Genomic DNA, 24790 nt, shown 5'->3' with positions numbered 1-24790 from the left:
TCAGTGGACAACAGGCAGCTACAGATTTTTAGTGGTGCTGCATTTGTCAGATTTAAGTGATTTCGAGAACGGTTATGACATCAGCAACTCGCGGTAATTTGTTTATTCTTTCAGCACCTTCAGGTGCAGGAAAGTCTAGTTTAATCAAAGCGCTTTTAGACAAACATCAAGATATTAAGGTGTCAGTGTCGCACACTACGCGCAATCCTCGTCCGGGTGAAGAAAATGGCGTTCATTATCACTTTGTATCGGTTGAGGAATTTAAACAACTAATTGATAAGGGTGATTTCTTCGAGTGGGCGCAGGTTTTTGAGAATTACTACGGCACTTCCAAGCAAGCAATTGAAACCCAGCTAAATGCTGGCATAGATGTATTTCTAGATATCGATTGGCAAGGTGCTCGTCAGGTTCGTGAATTAATGCCAGAAGTGAAAACTATCTTTATTTTGCCGCCTTCAACCGCTGAATTAGAAAAGCGTTTAAATGGTCGTGGTCAAGATTCTCAAGAAGTCATTGCTGGTCGTATGGCTGAGGCGAAATCAGAAAGCTCGCACTACAACGAGTTTGACTACTTATTAGTCAATGACGATTTTGACACCGCGTTAGCAGAGCTTGAGCATATTGTGATTGCGGCGCGATTAGAATTAAAGGCGCAACAGCAACGTCAACAAGGCCTGATTGAAGATTTGCTGAAGTAACTATCTTCTAATTTTTAACCATCCCTACTTGGCGAAAGGCGACACATGCAGTAAACTAGCCTCTTGCTTAATGAACTGAATTTTGGAGTGCTTCGATGGCTCGCGTAACTGTAGAAGATGCAGTAGATAAAATTGGTAACCGCTTTGATTTGATCTTAGTTGCAGCGCGTCGCGCTCGTCAGATCTCTGTAGGCGGTAAAGATCCTATGGTTGATGCTGAAAATGATAAGCCAACCGTAATTGCACTACGTGAAATTGAAAAAGGACTAGTGACGACTGATTCACTAGACACAATTGACCGTGAAGAGCAACAAAGCCAAGAAGCAGCAGAGCTTGCGGCTGTTGCAGCGATTGTAGGTGGTAACCGCTAAACATCGCGTTTAAGTTTGATGATAATGCCAGCGTAATGCTGGCATTATTGTTTTTGGCGTTTAGTAATATCAATCCTCAACATAGATCACGGTATTAAGACAATTGGTATTTAATTGAATTTGTCCCAAATTGAGACAAATTGTGGATTGGCTTACTTCGTGATTCATCGTATATTTTAATTAACAAGTTGTTATGGCGAGTAAGGCTTATAGAATCGCGAGTAACACGTGTTATCGACTGCGCTAATGAGGTATTGATGCAGTATTATGGTGCGCAGATCTGAGGTTCTAAATCGTCTGTTTTTGCATTGATGCAAAATAATGAATTAGGCACTTGCCGCATGTTAATTCTATGCTGATGTGGGTATCACATTGGTATATTGTCACTAAAACATTGGAGTGTGAATGTATCTGTTTGAAGGGCTGAAAAAGAAGATTTCCGAGTACTTGTCACCGGAGGATGTGGAGCTAGTGCAAAAAGCCTATGTGGTTGCACGCGAAGCACATGAAGGACAGACTCGTTCAAGTGGTGAGCCTTACATTACCCACCCAGTTGAAGTGACACAGATCTTAGCGGGCATGAAACTAGACCATGAAACCTTAATGGCCGCGTTGATGCACGATGTGATTGAAGACACCGATTTTAGCCAAGACGACCTTGCCGAAATCTTTGGTAATACAGTGGCAGAGTTGGTTGAAGGTGTTTCCAAACTAGATAAGTTGAGCTTCAAGGACAAAAAAGAATTTCAAGCAGAAAACTACCGTAAAATGATCATGGCAATGACGCAGGATATTCGCGTCATTCTTATCAAGCTGGCGGATAGAACACATAACATGCGTACGTTGGGCGCGTTACGTCCGGATAAACGTCGCCGAATCGCTAGAGAAACGCTTGAGATTTATGCGCCAATCGCTAACCGCCTAGGTATTCATGATATTAAAAACGAACTTGAAGATTTAGGTTTTCAAGCACTTTATCCCATGCGCTATCGAGCATTGAAATCGGAAGTCGCGAAGGCGCGTGGCAACCGTAAAGAAGTGATCAGTAATATCCAAACAGAGATAGAATCACGGTTAGAAGAGGCGGGGATACAGGGATCAGTTAAAGGTCGAGAAAAACACTTGTATAGCATTTACAAAAAGATGCTTAGCAAAGAATTGATGTTTAACGAAGTTATGGATATTTACGCCTTTAGGATCAATGTTGATAGCTTAGATACCTGCTATCGCGTCCTAGGCGTTGCACACAACCTTTACAAGCCTATCGAAACACGATTCAAAGACTATATTGCAGTGCCAAAAACCAACGGTTATCAGTCGTTACATACCTCACTCGTAGGACCTCATGGTATACCCGTAGAAATACAGATCCGTACGCATGATATGGATCATATGGCGGATAAAGGCGTTGCAGCACATTGGATGTACAAAAAAGCGGGTGATTCTGCGGGACATACCGCTCAGCAGCGCGCACGTCAATGGATGCAAAGTTTGCTTGAACTGCAGCAAAGTGCAGGTTCGTCGTTTGAATTTGTAGAGAACGTTAAAACAGAGCTGTTCCCAGAAGAAATTTACGTGTTTACGCCTGATGGTCGTATTGTTGAATTGCCAATGGGGGCAACAGCTGTAGATTTTGCCTATGCAGTGCACACCGACGTTGGTAATACCTGCGTTGGTGCAAGAGTTAATCGCAAACCTTACCCACTAAGTAAAGCACTCGATACTGGCCAAACTATCGAGGTAATCACCAGCTCTGGCGCGCATCCTAATGCGACTTGGCTTAACTTTGTGGTGACAGGTAAAGCGCGTCTTGGGATCCGTAATTACCTTAAAAGTCAGCAGGAAGAAGAGGCCATGCAGTTGGGTCGCAGATTATTGGACTCAGCACTTGGTGAACACAAACTGGATGATGTGCCACAGGCACAAATCGACAAGGTTCTAGAAGAAAATAACCTAAACACATTATTAGAGCTGTTAGTCGAAATCGGTTGCGGCAATATTATGAGTTTATTGGTCGCGAAGCGCTTATTGCAAGACGATAAAGCAATTGAAGATATTGCTAAGCGAGCCAAAGCTGCAATAATCGGTACGGAAGGTATGCTGGTTACTTATGCTAAATGTTGTCGTCCAGTACCAGGTGACGCGATTACTGCCTATGTAAGTCAGGGCAAGGGTCTGATGGTTCACCGCCAAGAGTGTAAAAATATACGAGGTTGGCAAAACGAACGGGCTAAGTATTTCGTAGTAAAGTGGGAAGACAATCCTGAAAAAGAATATATCGCAGCGATGCGGGTGGAAATCATTAACCATCAAGGCGCGTTGGCGAAATTAACCAATGTGGTGGCGAGTACTCAGGCGAATATTGTCGAAATTGCCACCGATGAGAAAGAAAGTAATTTGTACGTGATTGATCTGGGGATCACAGTGAAAAACCGTGTCCATGTTGCAGATATTATGCGCCGGATCCGAGTTATGCCAGATGTTCAACGCGTATATAGAAAGAAATAAAAAGGAATCACAATGAACAAAGCAATTATTTCAACAGACAAAGCGCCAGCGGCCATTGGCACTTATAACCAAGCGGTTAAAGTAGGCACTGCGGTGTATCTATCGGGTCAAATTCCATTGGTACCAGAAACCATGGAAGTGATCTCGCAAGATTTTGAAGAGCAAACTCATCAGGTGTTTAAAAATCTGATCGCGGTATGTGAAGCGGCAGGCGGTGAGCTACAAGATATGGTTAAAGTTAATATTTTCCTAACTGACCTAAGCCATTTCGCAAAAGTAAACGAGATCATGGCACAGTATTTTAGAACACCTTATCCTGCTCGTGCAGCGATTGGCGTTAAAGAGCTACCAAAAGCGGTGCAAATTGAGATTGATGGGATCATGGAATTGCCATCAACAAATTGATTATTTCTGCCTTGGGGCGAAAATTAAGCTAAATAATCTCAGCTTGAGGTTAAATAGGGAGCTTCGGCTCCTTTTTAAGTTCTAACCATTTATATAATAAAACATTAGACCACACGCTTTGTCTTAAGGCGTTAACCTTTCCTTGTTTATGTCCTCTGTTAGTTAATCCGTAATCTTAATTTGAGAGTGATACCAACCTGTTTACCATATGACGTATCTTGATACGAGAAAATATTGCTACTTTATCGATTAAAGTTTGCACTATTTGTTTCTGTAATGTAGCTTTTTGAATTGGTTGTATGTGAATAAAAGGAAATTTAAAATGAAATTAAAGGTTAGGAAGTTGAAAAGCCTAACTAACACTGCGGCATTGCAGCAGCATCAAACACCACAAATTGCTGGTGGAAAACATGTCGATATTTCTAACCGTGATCAATGTCGTTACAGCAAGCAAATTTTAGGCTGCACTGGTAGTGCGTGCCAAGAGTAATGTTTTTCTCGCTGAAAGTTTATTTGCACGCAGAGCTTTTCTGAGCGGAATTTTTAGTGAGTAAATCTAATTCGGATACGATGACATCGATATTTGTTGATATATAAGCATTACAAAAAACAACATGTTAAGGAAATTCAAAATGAAAGTAAGAGTTAAAAAACTGAAAAACTTAAATAGCGCAGCGGCTCTAAAACCTATGCAGACTCCACAAGTTGCAGGTGGTAAATATATAAAAATTAGTAATTACCAACAGTGTGTTGTAAGCAAAGATGTTTGGGGTTGCACTGGTGGTGCTTGCCAAGATACTTGAACAGTCAAAATTATTTAAAAGGAAATTCAAAATGAAAGTAAAAGTTAAAAAGCTAAAAAACCTAAATAGCGCCACGGCTCTAAAGCCTATGCAGACACCACAAATTGCAGGCGGAAAGCATATCGAAATTACTAACTATAGACAGTGTGTTATAAGCATGAATGTCTGGGGCTGTACAGGCGGAGCATGTGAAGACTAATTAAGTCTTTGACATTAAAACCCTCTGCTTAGAATTTACAATAAGCTGAGGGTTTTTAAATACAAAAACTAAAACATTGGATATAAGCTTAGATTTATCACAATTATCAGCAATGTGTTTTTAGTAAGGATGGTTGGTTGCTCGCCAAGATACCTGACAAGTCAAAATTATTTAAAAGGAAATTCAAAATGAAAGTAAAAGTTAAAAAGCTAAAAAACCTAAATAGCGCCACGGCTCTAAAGCCTATGCAGACACCACAAATTGCAGGCGGAAAGCATATCGAAATTACTAACTATAGACAGTGTGTTATAAGCATGAATGTCTGGGGCTGTACAGGCGGAGCATGTGAAGACTAATTAAGTCTTTGACATTAAAACCCTCCGCTTAGAATTTACAATAAGCTGAGGGTTTTTAAATACAAAAACTAAAACATTGGATATAAGCTTAGATTTATCACAATTATCAGCAATGTGTTTTTAGTAAGGATGGTTGGTGTTGCTCGCCAAGATACCTGACAAGTCAAAATTATCTAAAAGGAAATTCAAAATGAAAGTAAAAGTTAAAAAGCTAAAAAACCTAAATAGCGCCACGGCTCTAAAGCCTATGCAGACACCACAAGTTGCAGGCGGGATGCCCATAGAAATCACTAATTTCAGACAATGTATTTTAAGTCAGAACGTTTGGGGTTGTACAGCCTCAGCCTGCAAAGATTTTCCTGTATAGTGGTACATTGCTCTAGTTTAATGAAATAAACCCTCCGCTTAGAACTTACAATAAACTGAGGGTTTAAGTAATAACCTACGACATTAAAAATAAGTTCGTTTTATCACAGTAAGTCTTCTACTGAGCTTGTTACTTCTTCAGGCCAAACCCCAACCTGTACTTGACCAATATGCTGCTTTTGTAACAACAACATAGTCAATCGAGACTGACCGATACCACCGCCAATAGTTTGTGGTAGTTCGCCAGCAACCAATTGCTGGTGCCAATCTAAGCTTAACCTGTCTTCGTCATCAGTCAGTTTTAGCTGTTTAGCAAGTGAGTCTGGGCAGACTCGGATCCCCATTGATGAGATCTCAAAACCGTCTTCTAATACCGGGTTCCACACTAAAATATCACCGTTTAGTCCTTGATACTTATCGCAAGTAGGTGTGGACCAGTCGTCGTAATCTGGTGCTCTTACATCATGAATTTTACCATCGCCAAGCTCACCGCCAATACCGATTAAAAACACTGCTCCATACTCTTGAGCGATGGCTTTTTCGCGCTGTTTTGCAGTAAAGTCTGGGTACATGGTTCTAAGTTCTTCACTGTGTACAAAAGTAATTTTTTCAGGCAAAAATGGTGTAATTCCAAACTCATCTGCAACGACTTGCTCTGTGGTTTTGATCGCTTGATATAAGGTTTCGACGGTTTCTTTAAGCTTGCTTAGTGAACGCTCACTTTTTTCGCAGATCACTTTTTCCCAATCCCATTGATCAACATAGACAGAATGAATCGGTGAGAGTTTATCTTCGTCGGGTCTTAACGCTTTCATGTGCGTGTATAAGCCTTCACCAATTGCAAAACCATATTGTCCTAAAGTTTTACGCTTCCATTTTGCCAAAGAGTGAACCACTTCAAATTGCGCATCTGGCAAAGTTTTTACTTTCACCTGTACCGCTTTTTCATGACCACTTAAGTTGTCCTGAATGCCGTCACCCACTTTGGCTAAAATCGGTGCTTGTACTTCAACCAATCCTAAACGCTCACTCAGCTGTTGTGAAAAAACCTGTTTAACACGTGCGATTTGTTTTTGTGTCTCTTGATACTTGCTCAACATAATTAGGTCCTCATTCCCAATACCGTTTGTTTGATGTGGTTATATTTAAAGAAATGGAGTTTTATTGCAATAACCCACAACAAAAACACCTTTACTTTGTTTTTTTATTTAAAAAAAGTCGTTAATATTTAAGGAATCAATAATTGTTAATGGTTTTTTGAATGAATAATTATCAGATCGACAATTTGGACCGCTCTATCCTTAACGCATTGATGGAAAATGCTCGAGTTCCCTATGCTGAACTTGCTAAACGCTTTACGGTGAGTGCGGGTACTATCCATGTGCGCATAGAGAAAATGAAGCATGCTGGCATTATCGAAGGCACTCAATTGAGCATCAATGCTAAGCAACTTGGCTACGATGTATGCTGTTTTATCGGTATTAACTTAAAACAAGCAGGGGATTATCCTGCCGCACTTGCTAAGTTAAAAACTTTTGAGGAAGTCGTTGAAGCCCATTACACCACCGGCAATTACAGTATTTTTATCAAGGTGATGACACGTTCTATTGATCACCTTCAAGATGTATTGATCAATAAGGTACAAAGCATTGATGCGGTACAATCTACTGAGACCCTGATTTCGCTACAGAACCCAATTCAGCGCACAGTTATGCCCTAGTCGGATTTTTGCTATAATCGCGGCAATTTTGTGAATTGAGTAGTAAATAGATGGCTGAAAATCGATACCATCGTGTAAAAAGCGTTTTAGATCGTCGCCAAACTGATTTAACAGTTTGCTTGGATGAGGTGCATAAGCATCATAATTTATCCGCCATTGTGCGTACTGCTGACGCCGTGGGTTGTCACTATGTACATGCAGTATGGCCACAACAACAAAGGCGTTTGACCAATAACACCTCGGGTGGCAGTAAAAACTGGGTCGAGACGCAAATGCATGAAGATATCGATATTGCTGTTGCAGCCATCCGAGAACAAAACCCAGGGATTCAGCTATTAGCTACCAACCTAAGTGATAAAGCGGTTGATTTTAGAGAAATAGACTACACCAAGCCTACCGCGGTTATCGTCGGTCAAGAGCGTACAGGGATCTCAGATAAAGCATTACAACATGCTGATAAACATATCGTTATTCCCATGGAAGGCATGGTACAGTCATTAAATGTATCCGTGGCGGCAGCACTGATTTTATATGAGGCGCAAAGACAAAGAACAGCCGCTGGTATGTACGAACGCAGCGATATGTTGGACTCACAAGTTAAGCATCGTTTATTGTTTGAAGGCTGTCATCCTATTATTGCTGAGCGTTGCAAGGTGAAAGGTCTGCCCTATCCTGAGCTGGATGAGCAAGGTGAAATTATTGCCGATGATACGTTTTGGGACATACTCAAGTACAGCAAAAAATAACGGCCAAAAAATAAAGGAATAACATGTCGACTCCAAATCTTGCCAGTTACCCAGTTACCGAGCTAAAAGGCGTTGGTCCAAAGGCGGCTGAGCGACTTGCGAAGTTAGGTATTCACTCCGTCCAAGACATGTTATTTCATCTACCGCTACGCTATGAAGACCGAGCGAAAACCTATCAAATCTGCGAACTTCAAGCACACCTTCACGTCAGCATAGAAGCTGAAATCGAGCGGGCGGATATTACTTTTGGTAAGCGTCGCATGCTGGTGTGTTATGTTAATGATGGTACCGGCCGTTTAGCGCTGCGCTTTTTTAACTTCAGTGCAGCGCAAAAAAACGCGATGCAAAGTGGCAAGGTGATCCGCTGTTTTGGTGAAGTTCGCCGTGGTCGTCATGGGTTTGAAATGGCACATCCAGAATACAGCATTAAAGATTGTTATTCTCAGCCGAGCGACCCAACGCTAGCAACCTTGACTCCAGTTTACCCAACTACCGAAGGCTTAAAACAACTCAGTATTCGTGCTATTGCAGAACAAGCCGTAACCCTATTAAAAAAATACGATGTGCCAGATTATTTACCTGTGCAATATCGGCCCTCAAAGCAAAGCTTGAAAGAGGCGCTGTTGATTTTGCATCAGCCACCGCATGATGTTGATGTTGCAGAATTTGAGTTGGGGACACACCCAGCATTGCAGCGTTTGGTATTTGAAGAACTGCTGGCGCAAAACCTCAGCTTGTTGGCATTAAGGCAAAAAGGACAATCGGTAAGAGCCGCATCGCTTTCACCTACCAATACACTTGAGCAAAAATTTCTTGAGACGTTACCCTTCGCTCCAACCAATGCGCAAAGCCGAGTGGTTGCAGAAATTAAGGGAGACTTACAGCAACCTTTTCCGATGATGCGATTGGTGCAAGGGGACGTGGGATCAGGTAAAACTCTGGTTGCAGCGCTGAGTGCGCTTTGTGCCATTGCTCAAGGCTATCAAGTAGCCTTGATGGCACCAACAGAAATTCTCTCCGAACAACACGCAATGAATTTTTTAAACTGGTTTCAGCCATTAGGTATTGAATCCGTGTGGTTGGGTGGTAAAACCAAAGAGCGAACGTCAGCATTGGAGCGGATCGCCAGCGGTGAAGCACAAATGGTCGTCGGTACACATGCGCTATTTCAAGAGCAAGTGCAGTTTGCCAATTTAGCTTTGATTATCATTGATGAGCAACATCGTTTTGGCGTACACCAGCGCCTTGCGCTCAGAGAAAAAGGTAAGTTTGACGATTGCTATCCCCATCAATTGGTGATGACCGCTACACCCATACCTCGAACTTTGGCGATGACCGCGTATGCGGATCTAGAAACTTCTATTATTGATGAGCTTCCACCAGGGCGCACACCGATTACCACTGTGGCAGTGCCAGATACTCGACGTCAGGAAGTGATCAATAAAGTTAAAACGGCTTGTGTTGATGATAAACGTCAAGTGTATTGGGTATGTACCTTAATTGATGAATCTGAAGTACTGCAATGCCAAGCCGCTGAAGATGCTGCTAAGGAGCTTGCTCTAGCGCTTCCTGAACTGACAATTGGGCTGGTGCATGGGCGAATGAAAGCACAAGAAAAACAAACCATTATGGATGAGTTTAAGCAAGGCAAAATCGACGTTTTGGTGGCAACGACGGTCATTGAGGTTGGTGTCGACGTGCCCAACGCCAGTCTCATTATCATTGAAAATCCAGAGCGTTTGGGGCTTGCGCAGTTACACCAACTACGAGGGCGAGTAGGTCGGGGCAGTATTGCATCACATTGTTTGTTGTTATATCACGCGCCGTTGTCTGTAACAGCGCAAAAGCGTTTGGGGGTACTCAGAGAAAGTAACGATGGTTTTGTGATAGCAGAACGCGACCTTGAGATCCGTGGTCCAGGTGAAGTACTTGGTACCAAACAAACCGGTCTTGCTGAACTTAAAGTTGCAGATTTAAGCCGAGATAAGTCTTTATTGCCTCAGGTTCGTAGTTTGGCTTTTACATTGTTGCGACAACATCCAGAAGTCATCACGCCGATAATTATGCGTTGGATGGGTGACAGATCCGAACTGGCAATGGCGTAAAAGGCGAGATTGCTGGTTGCACTGACACCTACCCTCAAATTCAGGTAGAATACCGACATCTAGCAATGATTGTATTTGACCATGACAGAAGCGAACTCACGTAGTATCACCACCAATCAGCAAGGGCTAAATGAAAAGCTTGATGAGATAGTGACTAAGCACCTTAATGCTGAATTTAAAAAACCCATAGCGGCACACACTCAACAAGCATTTGATCAAGTAAATGAGAAAGTCATTGCATTTAATGGTCCGATTATTCTTGATTCATGTTGTGGCGTCGGGGAGAGCACTGCCAACCTTGCTAAAATGCATCCTGAAGCGTTAGTGATAGGGATTGATAAGTCTGCGCATCGATTAGATAAGCATGATGTTGAATACAAGCAAACCGAACAAGGCCAATATATTCTGGCGCAAGCCGATCTTAATGACTTTTGGCGTTTAGCGTATCAAGCAAATTGGCAGCCAACGCATCATTATTTGTTATATCCAAACCCTTGGCCAAAGGCAAAGCATATTCAAAGACGTTGGCATGGCAGCGCAGTTTTTCCATTTATCGTGAAACTAGGTGGGATATTAGAAGTGCGTAGCAATTGGTCTATTTATGTTGAAGAATTTGCGCGTGCCTTGGAACTAGCTGGCGTCAAGGCGAGCGCTGAACCTTACAGCAGTGAACAAGCTATCACACCGTTTGAACGTAAGTATTGGGCCAGTGGCCAATCAAGTACCCGACTTATTGTCGAGCTAAGTCGCAGCTAAGATATTGTAGGCTGTTGTCCAGCCCCGGTTTTAGCTAAAACTGGGGCCGCTTAAGCAAATAATCACAAGTGGCCTTTTGCTTTGCCAATCCAAGGTCCAGAAAGTCGAGTAGCACCAGCACGAGTCATTAAGTCAGCCTGAGCTTTGCTGCTGATGCAATTTACCACTAACGATAAGTTATTGTGCCGACATTGAATCGCTAAGTATTCGATAGAACGCACTAAATCACCATCGTCTTCCAGTAAACTACAAATGTTGCTTTCTAAACAAATGGCATCGATCGGTAGTTTTAAAATACGGTGTACGGTTAAAAAGCCACTATTTACTCCCGCGACTGCAATTTGAGCGCCTTTTGCCTTAAGCGAATTGATCAGCTGATGCATTTCACCGAAGTGTTTTAGTACGTCACTTTCCGAAAACTCTAGTGTGATTTGTTGTGGTTGTGGATAGCGACGCAGAATTTGCACCAAGTCTTCAAAAAATTCAGCATCGTTCAAATCACTGTAATCAAGGCGCATTACCCAGCTATGTGCAGTTTTTCTAAATTGAGCCGCACACAAATTTAGCAACCTCATACGCAGCAGTGTGCGTAGTCTAGGTTGTTTAATTACTGTGGGGAGCTCATCGGTTTGAATAATCGCACCTTGCTCATCTACTATGCTTGCACTACAAAAATACTGTATGTCGCTGTCATCTATTGTGGAACGTCTAGGCGTAAAATAGGGCAATACTCTGTCTGACTCACAGGCTTGTTGCAGTAGCCTAGTTAGCTGGAGATTTTCAGTCTGTTGCTGTGGATTGTGGTGTAACTTAATGTCAAAGTGACATAATAATTCGCTGTGTTCTTGTGCCTGACGTAGTGCTAAAAATGCGTTTTCTAACAACAACGCAGGATTGCCTTTCGCGACACCACTACATAAATTTACGTACAAATACGGAATGTCATAAATCGGTTTAGTGATTGGAAATCCTTGTACTAAATTAGCTAAATAATGCGAGCCATTTTCTGTATCGGTAATGATTGCGACCTTAGAGGTCGTCAGTCGAAATACCCGATGATGGCCCAAAAAGCCTGCAAAATACCGCATCACCTTTGACATTACCTTGTCTCCAACGGATGTGCCGTAAAAGCTAATAATGTCCTCGACCTCTTTGACACTCACTATCGCTAAGCTTAAACGCTGAGTGGATGTATTTTTTAGTTCTTGCTCCAGAGCTATTCGGTTAGCAAAACCCGTTCTAGGATCGGTGGTTAAGCTCTTACGATAATAAATGACATAGCAACTGATGATCAGCAAAAACGTAAGTAAGAAGAAGCTAGCATTGGTCGCCGCTTCAATTGCACTTTTATTAAGGCGTTGATTGAGGTCTCGAACGGTGATGTCGGCACCTGCAATATAAGTTGAACCATCAGGCAAAACATACGGGATAAATACACTGATAAAATGCCCCCATTTATCGTGGGCGACTTCAAATACCGGTTCAGTGGAATGAAATGCACTTTTAAGGATCAGAGATGCTTCTGGATAGATATCATGCAGGTGCGTGATCCGCTGCAACTGAATATCGGTTTTGGTGTAACTTGAAGCAGTAAAGCGCACATGTGGTGGATCCAGTACCATAGTGTAAACATATTCAATATCCAATGCTTGTGCGAGTTCAGTCAGTTGGCGGCTCTTTTGTTGAAATTCCTTGGTTGAAATCGAATGAATGTTTTGCTGATAGTTTTCCCCAACGATGACATTGGTGCTTTTTGCGGCATTGATCAGTTGGTTATTGATACGTGCCATGATTTCATCACGGGTTTCGTAATAACTTACAATCACATAACCTGAAAGGGTTGCTAAAAATATCAACGAGGCGAGGACCAGCCAAGTGATAGGCAGATGCGTTGAAAACCTCGGTTTTGAAATTGTGTGAGCAAATGCCGATTGGCTGTTGGTACTTGCTGACTTTTGTTCTGAGATGACCCTTGAGCTCATGATATTCCTTATCGACAAAGCTACGATGCTTCCTAAATATCAATAGTTTAGTGTAGTAGGCTAGGGTTTGTCACTCATATTTAACCACCAGTGTTAAAATTTGTTAATAGCGAAAGTTTTTTTGCATTCTAATTTGCATTATTGCGATTTGTTTTTTTGTCAGTTTTTGGAAATAATGTAACGAAAAGTCACTGAATTTTATTTCCAGCTTCATCAAAATGTCACCTTTTATGGAAAATTACGGCAACAAGTGAAGACAATTCCGCTGCTATGCAGTAAAGTTAGCCATTTCTAATATTCAATCTCAGGCACAATGATGATGTGCCAGTTGCAAACTAGGTAGTATTAATGGGCCCAAAGCGTTGTGCAGTCGCTTCTGAAGAAAGTTTGATGCGTATATTTACCGTCCCAGAGGCACCGGATTCAACTTTAAGCAGAATCGAGCAGGAAATCTCGAGCAATCTCGCTGGTTTTCTTAATGAAAATATTGCGGCTGTGGAAAAGCCTTTGCATGAGATTGAAAAAGACTTTCAATCTGCAGTGATCCCAGAAGCTCCTATGTTTGTGTCAGACTATGCGCAAGACATTATGGAGCAATTGGTTGCACATTCTGTACACACCGCCTCCCCCAGTTTTATTGGTCATATGACTTCAGCTCTGCCACATTTTGTGTTGCCGTTATCTAAGCTAATGGTGGGCTTAAATCAAAACTTAGTAAAGATTGAAACTTCGAAGGCATTTACCCCTCTCGAGCGTCAGGTTTTGGGCATGATCCACCACCTTGCTTATGGAGAGAATGAAGCTTTTTACGATAAGTGGATGCACAGCGCACAAACTTCTTTGGGGGCATTTTGTTCTGGTGGAACGGTGGCTAATATCACCGCCCTTTGGATTGCTAGAAACCGCTTATTAAAACCAGATGGGGATTTTAAAGGCATTGGTACACAAGGTTTAGTTGCTGCAATGCTGCATTATGGTTATCGAGGCTTGGCAGTATTGGTTTCTGAACGAGGTCACTATTCGCTTGGTAAAGCAGCTGATGTGTTGGGGATTGGCCGAGAGAATTTTATTTCAATAAAAACCTGTGCCAACAATAAAGTTGATATCGATGCAATGAGAGAAAAGGCGCTAGAGCTAGAGTCTAAAGGTATCAAAGTTCTGGCCTTGGTAGGTGTCGCTGGCACCACGGAGACAGGCAATATCGATCCGTTAGACAAAATGGCTGATCTTGCCGAAGAACTTGGCTGCCATTTCCACGTGGATGCGGCTTGGGGAGGAGCGACCTTATTATCAAGTACGTATCGCAAACTGCTAAACGGTGTTGAGCGTGCAGATTCCATTACCATCGATGCACACAAACAAATGTATGTGCCGATGGGCGCAGGCATGGTGTTATTTAAAGATCCAGCGGCATCTGACGCCATTGAACATCATGCGGAATATATTTTACGTAAAGGTTCCAAAGATCTAGGTAGTCACACTTTAGAAGGCAGCCGTCCGGGAATGGCGATGCTGGTCCACGCTTGTTTACGAGTTATTGGCCGGCAAGGCTATGAAATGCTGATTGACAAGGGGATTGAAAAGGCACGTTATTTTGCGTCTTTAATCGAAGCTCAACCAGACTTTGAGTTGGTCTCTAAACCGGAATTATGTATTCTCACGTACCGTTTTGTGCCAGAACAGTTAAAAGCGGTTATCGCCAACGCGAATGATGAAGAGAAAATTGAGATTTATGCTGCCTTGAATCGCTTAACCGCGAGTGTGCAAAAACGGCAGCGGGAAACTGGACGCTCTTTTGTATCGCGCACGCGTCTAACGCCTGAGCAATACCAATATCAGCCAACCGTTGTATTTCGTGTGGTGTTGGCAAACCCACTAACTTCAGAAAACATGCTTAATGAAATTTTAGCTGAGCAGCGTGAGTTAGCGTTACAGGACTCTGTTTTCAAAAAGTATTTTAAGAAATACTTATAATAGTCTCCATATAAAAGAGGCAAATGAATATTGCCTCTTTTATATAAAACCGCTTAACTCCCACCGCAGAGCCGTTAGCTTGTCCAACGCTGTTATTGCAGCGTAAATTATTAATAACTTGTTGTTTTTCAATATACTCATTCTATAAATTATATTTCTGACTCCATATTTACTGCACTTTCTTTGGTTTAACTGAATCAAATCGCCGTCAATTCAGATTACTGAATACGCTTAGGTCCTACGCTGAATGAGATCGCAGCTAAAGCCGTTGCTTGAAACTGCAAAATATTTTCCTAACTTGATGAGGTTAAGTAGAGAAATCATTAACGTGATTTGTTTATTTTTTGCTACTATGCTTAAAAAGAAACCAAATATAACCAAATGTAATTTAGCGGCTGTTGTTATGTTGAAAGATTTTAGCCACCTGACTCAGCGTCTCAGAAGGCTGAGCTCGCAAGAGGTCGACGTGTCAGGTTCGTTTCAAAGCTTTCTTCTTGATATTTTAGAAGAGGGTAGAACCACTTTGGCAATCAGTCGTGTCTCAGTTTGGTTATTCGACGATATTGAAAACCCCACTCAATTACTTAACGTTGCCAATACCGACTGGCCATTAGAATCCACTGCTACATCGCTTCCTAAACTTAATTATGAGCAATTTCCAAGTTACTTTAATGCTATTAACAGTGGTGAAACCATTGCTGCCCATAATGCGATGTCTGATCCAAGAACCGTAGAGTTTCGAGACGCCTATCTTGTTCCAGAGGGCATTGTTACCATGCTTGACGCGGTGATTTTTAAAAACGGCATACCTCACGGTGTGTTATGTTGTGAAGGCAATGCAAGTATTCGTTCTTGGCATAAAGATGAAGTGGCGTACGCAGAAATGATAGCTGACTGCTGTAGCCGCCGTTTGCTGGTACATGAGTTATGGCTAGCTCAGACTACGCTGGCAGAAATGGCATATAAAGATCCATTAACAGGTCTCAAGAACCGCCGTTACCTTATGGAAAATGCACAAAAAGAAATGAGCCGTCATAATAGACTATCGCAGCAACTTTCGATGATTATGGTTGATCTCGATCACTTCAAGCTGATCAATGATAAACACGGTCATGATGTGGGTGATATTGTGTTGCAGTCTTTCTCCGAGTTGTGTGTCAGCGCATTGCGCTTAGAAGATTGTATGTGTCGACTTGGAGGTGAGGAATTTATTGTATTACTGCCAAATACTCAGTTAGGGGATGCGATGTTGATCGCAGAACGATTACGGGCTCGCATCGAAAAAAATACTATTTGTTTTAATGAGTTAAAGATAAACCTCACGGCCAGTTTTGGGGTTGTTGAAGTGAATCAGAATTTACCTTTTGGCAGCTCGTTAAAAACAGCGGATCACGCCGTTTATACAGCAAAGGCTTCTGGCCGAAACTGTGTTGTTACGCTTTAGCGGTTACCCATTATAAAGCTGAACAGCAATGCTATTTAATAGTTCTTGCTGCTCAATCGGCTTAGAGACATAACCATCAAATCCCGTGCGTCGATAAAGCGCTTTGTCATCTTCGAACGCATTCGCAGTTAGTGCGATAATGCGAATGTCGGTATTGATTTTTTTTAGCTGTTTACATGCTTCAATACCATCCATGTTAGGCATTTGAATATCCATTAAAATCAAATCAGGGCAATGTAACTGAGCCAGCTCAATCGCCTCTACACCATCGTTGGCTATCAACAGAGTAGCCCCAGTGTTGGCTAGCATCGTTTTAACAATAATTTGGTTTATATGGTTATCCTCAGCAATGAGGAAAGTGCGATCTGAAAAGTCGTAATTGTGCTCATTTTCGTGGGGAGTAACTGATTCTTTTTCGCCTACAACCAGAGGGAGAAAGATGGTAAATACGCTGCCTTGGCCGGGCTTACTTTCTACCTCAATAGTGCCGCTCATGAGTTCTACCAAAGAGTGTGTGATAGATAGCCCAAGTCCGGTGCCACCAAATTTTCTGGTAGTTGATTTATCTGCCTGTTCAAAGCGAGCGAATAAGCGTTTTATTACTTCTTTAGGCATGCCGATACCTGTATCTGAAACTTGCAGTTCAATTCCTGCTGGTTGTAACGACTCAGTGATTTCGACACTTACTTCTCCCGCCTCCGTGAACTTGATGGCATTGGATAATAAGTTAAGCAAAACTTGCCTGATCCTTAATTCATCGCCAAACCGGTATTCGTTAGCCAAAGATAATGTAAAAGTCAGCGTCAGGTTTTTCTCCTTCGCCATGACGGTAAACTCAGAGCGTAAATTTTCAATCAGCCTTTTAATATTAAAATTGCGTTTTTCTAGTGATAAACGGCCAGCTTCAATTTTCGAAAAGTCTAAAATATCGTTAATAATGGTGTTAAGTGCCTTAACTGAGTATATGGCCTTAGAAACTAGGTCAGCGCCTTGTGGGGAAACTTTTTCGGACTTTAATAACTGTAAAGCGCCGTACAGCCCATTCATCGGCGTTCTGATTTCATGGCTCATATTGGCCAAAAACGCTGATTTAGCGCGACTGGCTTGTTCTGCCGCATCTTTGGCTTCGGAAAGCACTCTTTCGTGCTCTATTTGTACCGTTAGGTCGTCAGCCATCCCTAAAAAGCCTTTGATATTTCCTTTGTCATCGCTCCACGCGGTGACACTTAACTTTACTTGGATTTGTTCACCCGACTTGGTGAGGTAAGTCCATTGATTAGAGTCACTCAGTCCCATACGGGCCTTGGTTACAAATACCTCAAAACCGGGATCAATGTCGAGACCAAGCTCTTCCGAAAGTGCCTCTGCACGCGCTACGACCTCGCTTTCTACATGAAAAATTTGTGGCGTTTGTTTTCCTACTACTTCTTCAGCGGAGTAACCGAGTAATTTTTCGGCGGCAGGGTTAAATGAGGTAATTAACCCTTGTTCATTGGTTGAAATAATTGCCAGTGCCGATGCGTCAATGATGCTCTTTTGAAATAAGTTCGCTTTGGTGATCTCTTGAGTTCGTTTGGCGACTTCATATTCCAACAATGCATTGGTTTCAATCAGGGTGCGGGCTTTTTCAGCCGCAAGTTGTAGTTTTTGATTTTTAATCTCAGACTGGCGTGCAATGATCATATGTATAGACAGTATGAGCATAGCAAGCGCCCCAGAAAGCAATGTGTAAAGTCCCATCATAGCGGCAGGAGGGGAAAGCTTCAGTTCCTCGACAAATCTTTCACTGGCAATCAAAGATAGTTGCCACTCACGACCCAGTAAGGTAATTGTTTTATCTAAATAATAATGACTAGCTGGATATTCAGAAGTGAAATTAAAAAAGTGGATTGCCTGCTTATCACGTCCATCGGTTACATCAATAATGTCTAGCGACACATCGTTTTTTAGGCCACTAATTGACGATAAAACTTCATCAATGACTAATGGTGAATAGCTCCATCCCCGAAGTTGTTTTAATCTTGCTTCTTTGATAGTTGGTGTTTTACCTTCATACACCGACCAGAGGATTAAAAAGCCTCGTTTGGCTTTTTTATTTGCCTGCACCAAGGTGATAGGACCTGTCAGTCGTGGTTCATTATATACCGCGGAACCGTGTGCAGCCGCTCGGCGCATCTTTTCAGAGCCTATATCCAAACCGACGGCTTCACGGTTGCTTTTTTCTGGCTCTATAAACTGAATAATGAAACGGCTTTTATCATGGACTTCTAGTTTTTTGACGGTAAATTGCCCATCAGGCCGTTGAAGTTGCATACTTTCAATAAAGCTAGCTTCCTCATTGGGGGAAACGAGCTTAATAAAACCAATCCCTCGCGACCCGGGAAACTCTTGATTGAAGTTATGTGAAGCCATGTATCTCTGCATGGCAAAATAATCAAAGCGTTCAACGCCGTGGGCTGCCACGGCTCCTTTCAGACCTAAAATACCGTTCTGATAAAGTCGCATACGCTCTTGTACACCTTCAGAGATATGTTCTAGGCGTTTATTTAAAGCGTTAATAATAAACTCATGCTGCTGGGACTGTTCTTGTTTTACTAAGTAAAAACCGTAAGTCACACCACCTAAAAATACCATTATTGGTAACAAAACAAGTGTTTTAAAATGACTTTTTAAGTAATGAACCGCAGTGCCTTTGGCATTCATAATGTGGCAATTCGCTTTTTAGTTATCAGTTAAGTATATATTTAACAGCGTAATTGCTTTTGTATGGCAACTTGTTGCTGTTAACTGGACTCTATAAGTAACAGTTCTGTTAGTATTTTTGTCAAGAAAGTCGCTGTCTTTTCTGGAGTTTCTGGTAAAGCTTTGATTGTAACTGCATAGCCTTCTAAGAAAGGAATAAGAAAAGTAATGACGCAGTTTACGCCTTGTTCGCTGTTAGCTACCGGGCGAAGCTTTTCTGACAACACTTCTGCTACCTGTAAATAATACTGTTTCAGATAGTCTGCTATGACTTCGCTGCGCGTCGCAATTGCCCAATATTCTCTAAACATACTGCAGATCTCAGATACGGCCTGACGGTGACTTAAAAACTCTGTCAACATGGCGTGTAGCTCTGTTTCGATGGTTTGCTGCGATTGCAAAGGGGGCATTGCGCGGAGATCATGCAAACAATGTTGAAAATATCGTTCAGCCATTGCTTTAAGTAGTTGATCTTTAGTCTTAAAATAATATTGCACATTACTCAATGACATATCACTGTTCGCAGCGACTTGTCGCATGCTTAGGCCTTGATCTCCGACGCTTTTTAATAACGCCAAAGCGGTATCGATGATTTTCTCTACCTTTTTGTTTTTATTCACTTTTTATTCCACCTGCAACTTTTTTCAGTCTGTTTCGAAATATTACTGTTGACATCCTAGGTCGGGTGACCTAATTTGTAAATAGGTCAGATGACCTAATTTGAAATCCATTTATTAAGGACAGCAGTAATGAAAGTCATGAACTTAGTTTTTCACCCCAATTTAGCAAGCTCTAACGCTAACCGTATTTGGAAGCAGCAACTAGAGGCGTCAGGTAAGTTATCGACTAGCCGTGATATGTATGCCGAGTATCCTGATTTTGTGTTTGATGTTGAAAAAGAACAACAGCTATTACTTGAGCATGACCGCATTATTTTTCAATTTCCACTTTATTGGTACTCCGTACCACCGCTATTAAAAAAGTGGCTAGACGACATCTTGGCTTATGGATTTGCCTTTGGTGAGCAAGGTGACAAACTGAAAGACAAAGATCTACAGGTTTTGGTTTCGGTAGGAGGGCGTGCGCAGTTTTATTCAGGCTTTGATTTGTTTGCCAGTATTCCTGAGCTGATGAAAATGTTCCAAATGACCGCGAACCTAACGCAAATGAACTACTTACATCCAGTCTGGATGTGCGGTGCGACAGAAGCCAGCGAACAGCAACTATCTTCGTTTATAGACCAGTTTATTCCCACCATGGACGACCCGAGACGTTCAGATCCAAAACAGTTTTTGTATGAAGAAGTGGGATTGAGTTTGGGGTAGCTGTATCTGATTCTATGCCCACGTCTGTATATAGGCTCGCAATTGCGAGTCATCTTTTTATCTTTTTATTTGCGTTGTGTTAACAGTAATGTGTCAATACGTCATTCGCTTGGTGCAAAATATACGTCAAGAAACGGGATAGCGTAATGAGCAAAAAGTAACAATAACAAAATGCCCAATGCTGGGTAAATGCAATAAATTAAGGAAAAGAGTGTGGCAGCAACGATATTAGATTTAATCCATCAGCAAGCATCTCAACCAAGTAAACTAGCTCTAGTTGATGCAAAACAGCACATAGACTTTTGCACTTTGCTGAAAACTTCGCAGTCTATCGCTGCAGAATTAATAGCTCAGAATATACCCCCAAACAGTCTTATTGCGGTTTGCATGGATCGCAGTTGGCAATTGATTGCGACATTGCTTGGGGTGATGCGTGCAGGCTGTGCTTACGTGCCTATCGATCCTGCTTACCCTTCCGATAGGGTGGACTATATGATAAAGCATTCAGGCGCCAACGTAGCGATTGTCGATCAGAATAATGTTGCGCTATTAGATGGCAAAGTAAGTAAGCTTATCCACTATCATCATGCATGCGAAACTCAAGGACAGGTTTTGTACGAAGTTAAGCCAGATTCACTTGCCTATGTCATTTATACCTCAGGTTCTACAGGTCAACCAAAAGGCGTCGCAGTGCAGCACAGCAGTGTTTATGCTATGTCACAAGCGATGCATACATTGCTCGCAGAACATGAGCTACAAGGTGTGTTGGCCGCAACCTCAGTCTGTTTTGATCCATCAGTGATGGAAATATTCGGAACCTTGGCTTTGGGTGGGGTAGTGGTTATTGCAAAAAATATTCTGGAGTATCCGACTCTGCCTTGTATTGAAAAAGTACGAACTTGTATTGCGGTGCCCTCTGCTATTCAAACCTTAAGTAATGTTCATCAGCTTCCTGATACTCTTAAATGTGTGGTATTTGGCGGGGAAGTGTTAAAGCCCGCGTTGTTGAAGCAGTTAAGAGCTAAACATAAAAATTTGCGTATGATTAATGTGTATGGCCCGACTGAAGATACGGTGTTTTCTACGGCAATCGATGTGACTAATCACACGGATGCTATTTCTATAGGCAAACCAGTACAACATACCCGAGCGTATGTTTTAGATGACGAGTTGCGCCCAGTAACCAAAGGACAAGCTGCACAGTTATATCTTGCCGGAAGCAAGCTTGCACAAGGATATTTACACGACGCAGTGCTAACACAATCACGGTTTGTTGAGCTATCTCCAAATGAAAATGTACCAGAGGAGCGTCTATACAAAACGGGAGATCTTTGTCGATGGAATGATGCTGGCGAACTTGAATTTCTTGGCCGTGTGGACCAACAAGTTAAAGTACGAGGTTATCGAATTGAACTAGAGGAAGTTGAGTCAGCATTAGAAATGTTACCAGACGTCGATTTCGCTGCAGTGGCAGTAAAGGAGGTTGGTGTTGGGCACAACTTATTGGTTGCTTACTTAGTTGCTCCGGATAACCCAAATGAAGAGTCGATCCGTGATGCTTTAAACGTACGTTTGCCTGCATATATGGTTCCTAGTGTTTTCGTCTTTCTGTCAGAACTGCCTCGGCTTCCAAATGGTAAACTAGCACGCGATTTGTTACCAGAATCCCATCACAACACGGATGCTAAAACTACAATAGACAGTGAGAATTTGCCTGTCACCATTGCAAGTTATACTGAGGTGATCCAGATGGAACTGGCTAGCTTATTAAATTTGCCACTACCTCTGTCTAAAGCGATAGATACGCCATTTATTAATTTAGGGTTGGATTCATTGACGTCACTTGAATTGGCAAGCCGACTCAGCGAGAAGCTTGGATTGAGCGTGTCAGTAAGTACGGTACTTAAATACACAACGACCAACAAGTTAGCTGCGTATTTGCTTGAGCAGAGGGATGGTCATGTGCAAGATAAAAGGAATACGGAAAATGTAGCTCAGCATAACAACGCGTTGTCAGACTTCCAAAAAGATATTCAGTCGAGCCATCCACCTTTTCAGGCCGCAAAAATCTCTGCGTGGTCAGCGGAAGATAAAAGTCAGTTAGTAAAAGCCATGATGGACATGGTCAATGATAATCGCTGTAACCCATACAGTAAGGTACTTCGCACTGGCAGCGCGAGTAAAGGTATTGTGACAGATGCTCACAATCAGGACTGTCGAGAGGCAATTATTTGGACGACAAATCTATATTTGGGCCTTAATCGTGATGAGCGTGTGATAGCTGCGGCTTCTGAGGCGTTGAACGCGTTAGGAACCGGAATGGGGACGTCGGCGGCAGCCTCTGGGTTGACCGATTTACACCTCACCTTTGAACAAGAGTTTGCACAATTAGTAGGAAAACAACAGGCCTGTTTATTTCCAACCGGATATACCGCAAATGTTGGTGCTGTCGCGGGCCTGCTTAGTCGCAATGATGTCGTTATTGTTGATCAGTTGTGTCATGCCTCAATCGTTGATGGAGCCAAAGTCTCAGATGCGAAAATACGCTCATTCAAACATAACGATATCGTTGACTTAGAGCTGTTGCTAGCCTCAGAAGCATCTCCCTATAGAACCATATTAGTGGTGATAGAAGGGGTTTATAGTATGGGAGAGGGAGCAGCCCCGGTCGCCGATATTGTACGTGTAGCGAAGAAATATAATGCGTTGATTTTAGTCGATGAGGCTCACTCCTTTGGCTTTTATGGCGAAAATGGTGCGGGAATTTGTGCACAACAGGGCGTAACTGAGCAGGTAGATTTTATTATGACTACATTGAGTAAATCATTGGGAAGTTTAGGTGGGGTGGTCGCCGCTAAGCAAGAGTATATTGATTTACTTAAGTCGTCAGCTCGAGCCTATATTTTCCAAGCTTCAGTTAGTCCAGCTGATATTGCCGCTGCGTTAGCGTCACTGAGAACTTTACGCTCAGATGAGTCTATAAGGGCGCGTTTATGGGATACAGCTAGGTACATGCGGCAGCAGTTTGAAGCCGCTGGTTACGATCTCGGTACGGGAGATGGCCCTATTGTAACGCCACATTTTAGTGATAAAGATACCTTGTATGCAATCGTTCAAAAGCTTTATGAGCGGGGAGTTCAAGCTTCAGCAGTGACCTATCCAATCGTTGAGCATGGGCGAGGAAGATTGAGGTTTATATGCTCCGCAGCTCACAATCGAGAAGATGTTGATAATACACTACTAGCATTGAAAGCTGCTGAACAAGACGTTTTGTGTGAAAACGAATGTCTGCCGACGGCTCATGAAGAGCACATCACCTCTGTTGATATAAGTACTTGGTTTGAGCGCTTTTATGAGCGTTTACAAACGACTGTATCAGGACAATCAGCACCTTCCCCAGAATTAACATGTGAGATAGCGGTTGCCGGCAGTACAGCGCGTTTTACTGTCACCTACCAAAGCGGTAAATTAGCTAAAATTGCTCCACAAGGTGGAGCACTACCGAGCTGTTTGCTTGTTCTGTACAGTAGCAAAGCGGAATCGGCACTGTGTCGACAAGATTTAGCAGCGCTAATGCACTGTATTTGTTTAGGAGAGTGCGAGCTTTCAGGCGATAGCGAGGTGTTCGTATGGTTGACAGCTCGGTTAGCTGAATGCCTTTAATCCAAAACCAAGATGGGCTCTAACTGAGTCCATCTTGGTCACTTTGAGCTAAGCTTAAATAGGTTATTCTCTTATGCTATATATCTTTAGCGGATTCCCCGCAACTGGAAAGACAACTCTCGCCAAACAGCTGGCTGTGACGCTAAAAGCCACTTATCTTCGGATTGATAGTATTGAACAAACACTGCGAGATAATGGCCTCACTGATTTGTACGATGAGGGCTATAAGGTGGCTTTCTCGTTGGCGCTAGACAATTTAAACAATGGGATGGATGTGGTGGCTGATTCGACCAATCCAGTGGAAGCATCCAGAACTGCTTGGATAAACGTTGCTAAACAAGCGAAGGTCGATTTTGTTAATGTTGAGGTCATTTGTTCTGACAAAAAAGAGCACAAAACCCGTGTAGAAACACGACAGACAGATATTGCAAACTTGCGCTTACCGATTTGGCAAAGCGTGATCACCAGAGAATATCAGCCGTGGCGTTCTTCGCGTATTGTGATAGATACCGCAGGAAAAACACCAGAACAAAGCATACTTGAGTTGTTACAACGACTGGAAAACCACGTTCTCACTATTTAATGCTCAAGGAAATAGTGAGCCGATATCTTGTTGGCTCAGTTCAT

Annotated in this window: 22 protein-coding genes; 18 read left to right on the top strand and 4 right to left on the bottom strand. The window is 42.4% G+C overall.

Annotated features, from left to right (window positions below; all coding sequences use genetic code 11):
• The first annotated feature begins 74 nt into the window (after positions 1-74).
• From gmk to ACSLBF_RS14755, 9 genes are all read left to right on the top strand, one after another.
• Positions 75-698: a guanylate kinase gene (gene gmk / locus ACSLBF_RS14795; protein ID WP_440054124.1), complete on the top strand. Its 624-nt coding sequence runs from the start codon at positions 75-77 to the stop codon at positions 696-698.
• Between the two features lie 95 nt (positions 699-793).
• Positions 794-1069: a DNA-directed RNA polymerase subunit omega gene (gene rpoZ / locus ACSLBF_RS14790; RefSeq protein WP_440054123.1), complete on the top strand. Its 276-nt coding sequence runs from the start codon at positions 794-796 to the stop codon at positions 1067-1069.
• 405 nt (positions 1070-1474) lie between these two features.
• A complete protein-coding gene (gene spoT, locus ACSLBF_RS14785) occupies positions 1475-3577 on the top strand; it encodes a bifunctional GTP diphosphokinase/guanosine-3',5'-bis pyrophosphate 3'-pyrophosphohydrolase (RefSeq protein ID WP_440054122.1) in 2103 nt (700 codons plus the stop codon).
• 12 nt (positions 3578-3589) lie between these two features.
• Entirely contained in the window at positions 3590-3982 is a 393-nt protein-coding gene (locus ACSLBF_RS14780; protein ID WP_440054121.1) for a RidA family protein, read from the top strand.
• A gap of 322 nt (positions 3983-4304) precedes the next feature.
• Positions 4305-4472: a hypothetical protein gene (locus ACSLBF_RS14775; RefSeq protein ID WP_440054120.1), complete on the top strand. Its 168-nt coding sequence runs from the start codon at positions 4305-4307 to the stop codon at positions 4470-4472.
• A gap of 142 nt (positions 4473-4614) precedes the next feature.
• A complete protein-coding gene (locus ACSLBF_RS14770; RefSeq protein WP_440054119.1) occupies positions 4615-4785 on the top strand; it encodes a hypothetical protein in 171 nt (56 codons plus the stop codon).
• A 31-nt stretch (positions 4786-4816) separates the two neighbouring features.
• A complete protein-coding gene (locus ACSLBF_RS14765; protein ID WP_440054118.1) occupies positions 4817-4984 on the top strand; it encodes a hypothetical protein in 168 nt (55 codons plus the stop codon).
• 188 nt (positions 4985-5172) lie between these two features.
• Positions 5173-5340 carry a hypothetical protein gene (locus ACSLBF_RS14760; RefSeq protein WP_440054118.1) on the top strand — a complete coding sequence of 56 codons (168 nt, stop codon included), beginning with the start codon at positions 5173-5175 and terminating at the stop codon, positions 5338-5340.
• Positions 5341-5530: 190 nt separating this feature from the next.
• Positions 5531-5707 (top strand): hypothetical protein, encoded by a 177-nt coding sequence (locus ACSLBF_RS14755; protein ID WP_440054117.1) that lies wholly within the window; start codon positions 5531-5533, stop codon positions 5705-5707.
• 103 nt (positions 5708-5810) lie between these two features.
• Here the strand turns inward: ACSLBF_RS14755 and asnA are convergent, their stop codons facing one another.
• Complete coding sequence (gene asnA / locus ACSLBF_RS14750) at positions 5811-6806, bottom strand: aspartate--ammonia ligase (RefSeq protein ID WP_440054116.1); 996 nt, start codon at positions 6804-6806, stop codon at positions 5811-5813.
• Between the two features lie 161 nt (positions 6807-6967).
• On the opposite strand from asnA, the gene asnC reads away from it, so the two are divergent.
• The 4 genes from asnC (at position 6968) to trmB (ending at position 11033) form a co-directional block, all read left to right on the top strand.
• Positions 6968-7426, top strand: coding sequence for a transcriptional regulator AsnC (asnC, locus tag ACSLBF_RS14745; protein ID WP_440054115.1), 459 nt, complete (start codon positions 6968-6970; stop codon positions 7424-7426).
• Positions 7427-7476: 50 nt separating this feature from the next.
• Complete coding sequence (gene trmH / locus ACSLBF_RS14740; RefSeq protein ID WP_440054114.1) at positions 7477-8172, top strand: tRNA (guanosine(18)-2'-O)-methyltransferase TrmH; 696 nt, start codon at positions 7477-7479, stop codon at positions 8170-8172.
• Between the two features lie 23 nt (positions 8173-8195).
• On the top strand, positions 8196-10277 hold the full coding sequence (recG, locus tag ACSLBF_RS14735) for an ATP-dependent DNA helicase RecG (protein WP_440054113.1): 2082 nt from the start codon (positions 8196-8198) through the stop codon (positions 10275-10277).
• An 81-nt stretch (positions 10278-10358) separates the two neighbouring features.
• On the top strand, positions 10359-11033 hold the full coding sequence (gene trmB / locus ACSLBF_RS14730) for a tRNA (guanine(46)-N(7))-methyltransferase TrmB (protein ID WP_440054112.1): 675 nt from the start codon (positions 10359-10361) through the stop codon (positions 11031-11033).
• A 62-nt stretch (positions 11034-11095) separates the two neighbouring features.
• On the opposite strand, the gene ACSLBF_RS14725 is transcribed toward trmB, so the two are convergent.
• On the bottom strand, positions 11096-13015 hold the full coding sequence (locus tag ACSLBF_RS14725; protein ID WP_440054111.1) for an EAL domain-containing protein: 1920 nt from the start codon (positions 13013-13015) through the stop codon (positions 11096-11098).
• Positions 13016-13363: 348 nt separating this feature from the next.
• Between ACSLBF_RS14725 and panP the strand changes: the two genes are divergently transcribed.
• Together panP and ACSLBF_RS14715 are read left to right on the top strand one after the other, a co-directional pair.
• Positions 13364-14989: a pyridoxal-dependent aspartate 1-decarboxylase PanP gene (gene panP / locus ACSLBF_RS14720; protein WP_440054110.1), complete on the top strand. Its 1626-nt coding sequence runs from the start codon at positions 13364-13366 to the stop codon at positions 14987-14989.
• 466 nt (positions 14990-15455) lie between these two features.
• Positions 15456-16433, top strand: coding sequence for a sensor domain-containing diguanylate cyclase (locus ACSLBF_RS14715; RefSeq protein WP_440054109.1), 978 nt, complete (start codon positions 15456-15458; stop codon positions 16431-16433).
• A gap of 3 nt (positions 16434-16436) precedes the next feature.
• Here the strand turns inward: ACSLBF_RS14715 and ACSLBF_RS14710 are convergent, their stop codons facing one another.
• Together ACSLBF_RS14710 and ACSLBF_RS14705 are read right to left on the bottom strand one after the other, a co-directional pair.
• Positions 16437-19136, bottom strand: a complete 2700-nt coding sequence (locus tag ACSLBF_RS14710) for a CHASE domain-containing protein (RefSeq protein ID WP_440054108.1) — start codon at positions 19134-19136, stop codon at positions 16437-16439.
• A gap of 80 nt (positions 19137-19216) precedes the next feature.
• On the bottom strand, positions 19217-19795 hold the full coding sequence (locus tag ACSLBF_RS14705) for a TetR/AcrR family transcriptional regulator (RefSeq protein ID WP_440054107.1): 579 nt from the start codon (positions 19793-19795) through the stop codon (positions 19217-19219).
• A 129-nt stretch (positions 19796-19924) separates the two neighbouring features.
• On the opposite strand from ACSLBF_RS14705, the gene ACSLBF_RS14700 reads away from it, so the two are divergent.
• From ACSLBF_RS14700 to ACSLBF_RS14690, 3 genes are all read left to right on the top strand, one after another.
• On the top strand, positions 19925-20500 hold the full coding sequence (locus ACSLBF_RS14700) for an NAD(P)H-dependent oxidoreductase (protein WP_440054106.1): 576 nt from the start codon (positions 19925-19927) through the stop codon (positions 20498-20500).
• 213 nt (positions 20501-20713) lie between these two features.
• A complete protein-coding gene (locus ACSLBF_RS14695) occupies positions 20714-24163 on the top strand; it encodes an amino acid adenylation domain-containing protein (protein WP_440054105.1) in 3450 nt (1149 codons plus the stop codon).
• Between the two features lie 73 nt (positions 24164-24236).
• Entirely contained in the window at positions 24237-24746 is a 510-nt protein-coding gene (locus ACSLBF_RS14690; protein WP_440054104.1) for an AAA family ATPase, read from the top strand.
• Positions 24747-24790: the final 44 nt, after the last annotated feature.

Origin of the sequence: Pseudoalteromonas sp. T1lg65 (assembly GCF_051930985.1) — a bacterium.
Classification (GTDB): Bacteria; Pseudomonadota; Gammaproteobacteria; order Enterobacterales; family Alteromonadaceae; genus Pseudoalteromonas.
This window is presented reverse-complemented; position numbering and strand designations above follow the sequence as displayed.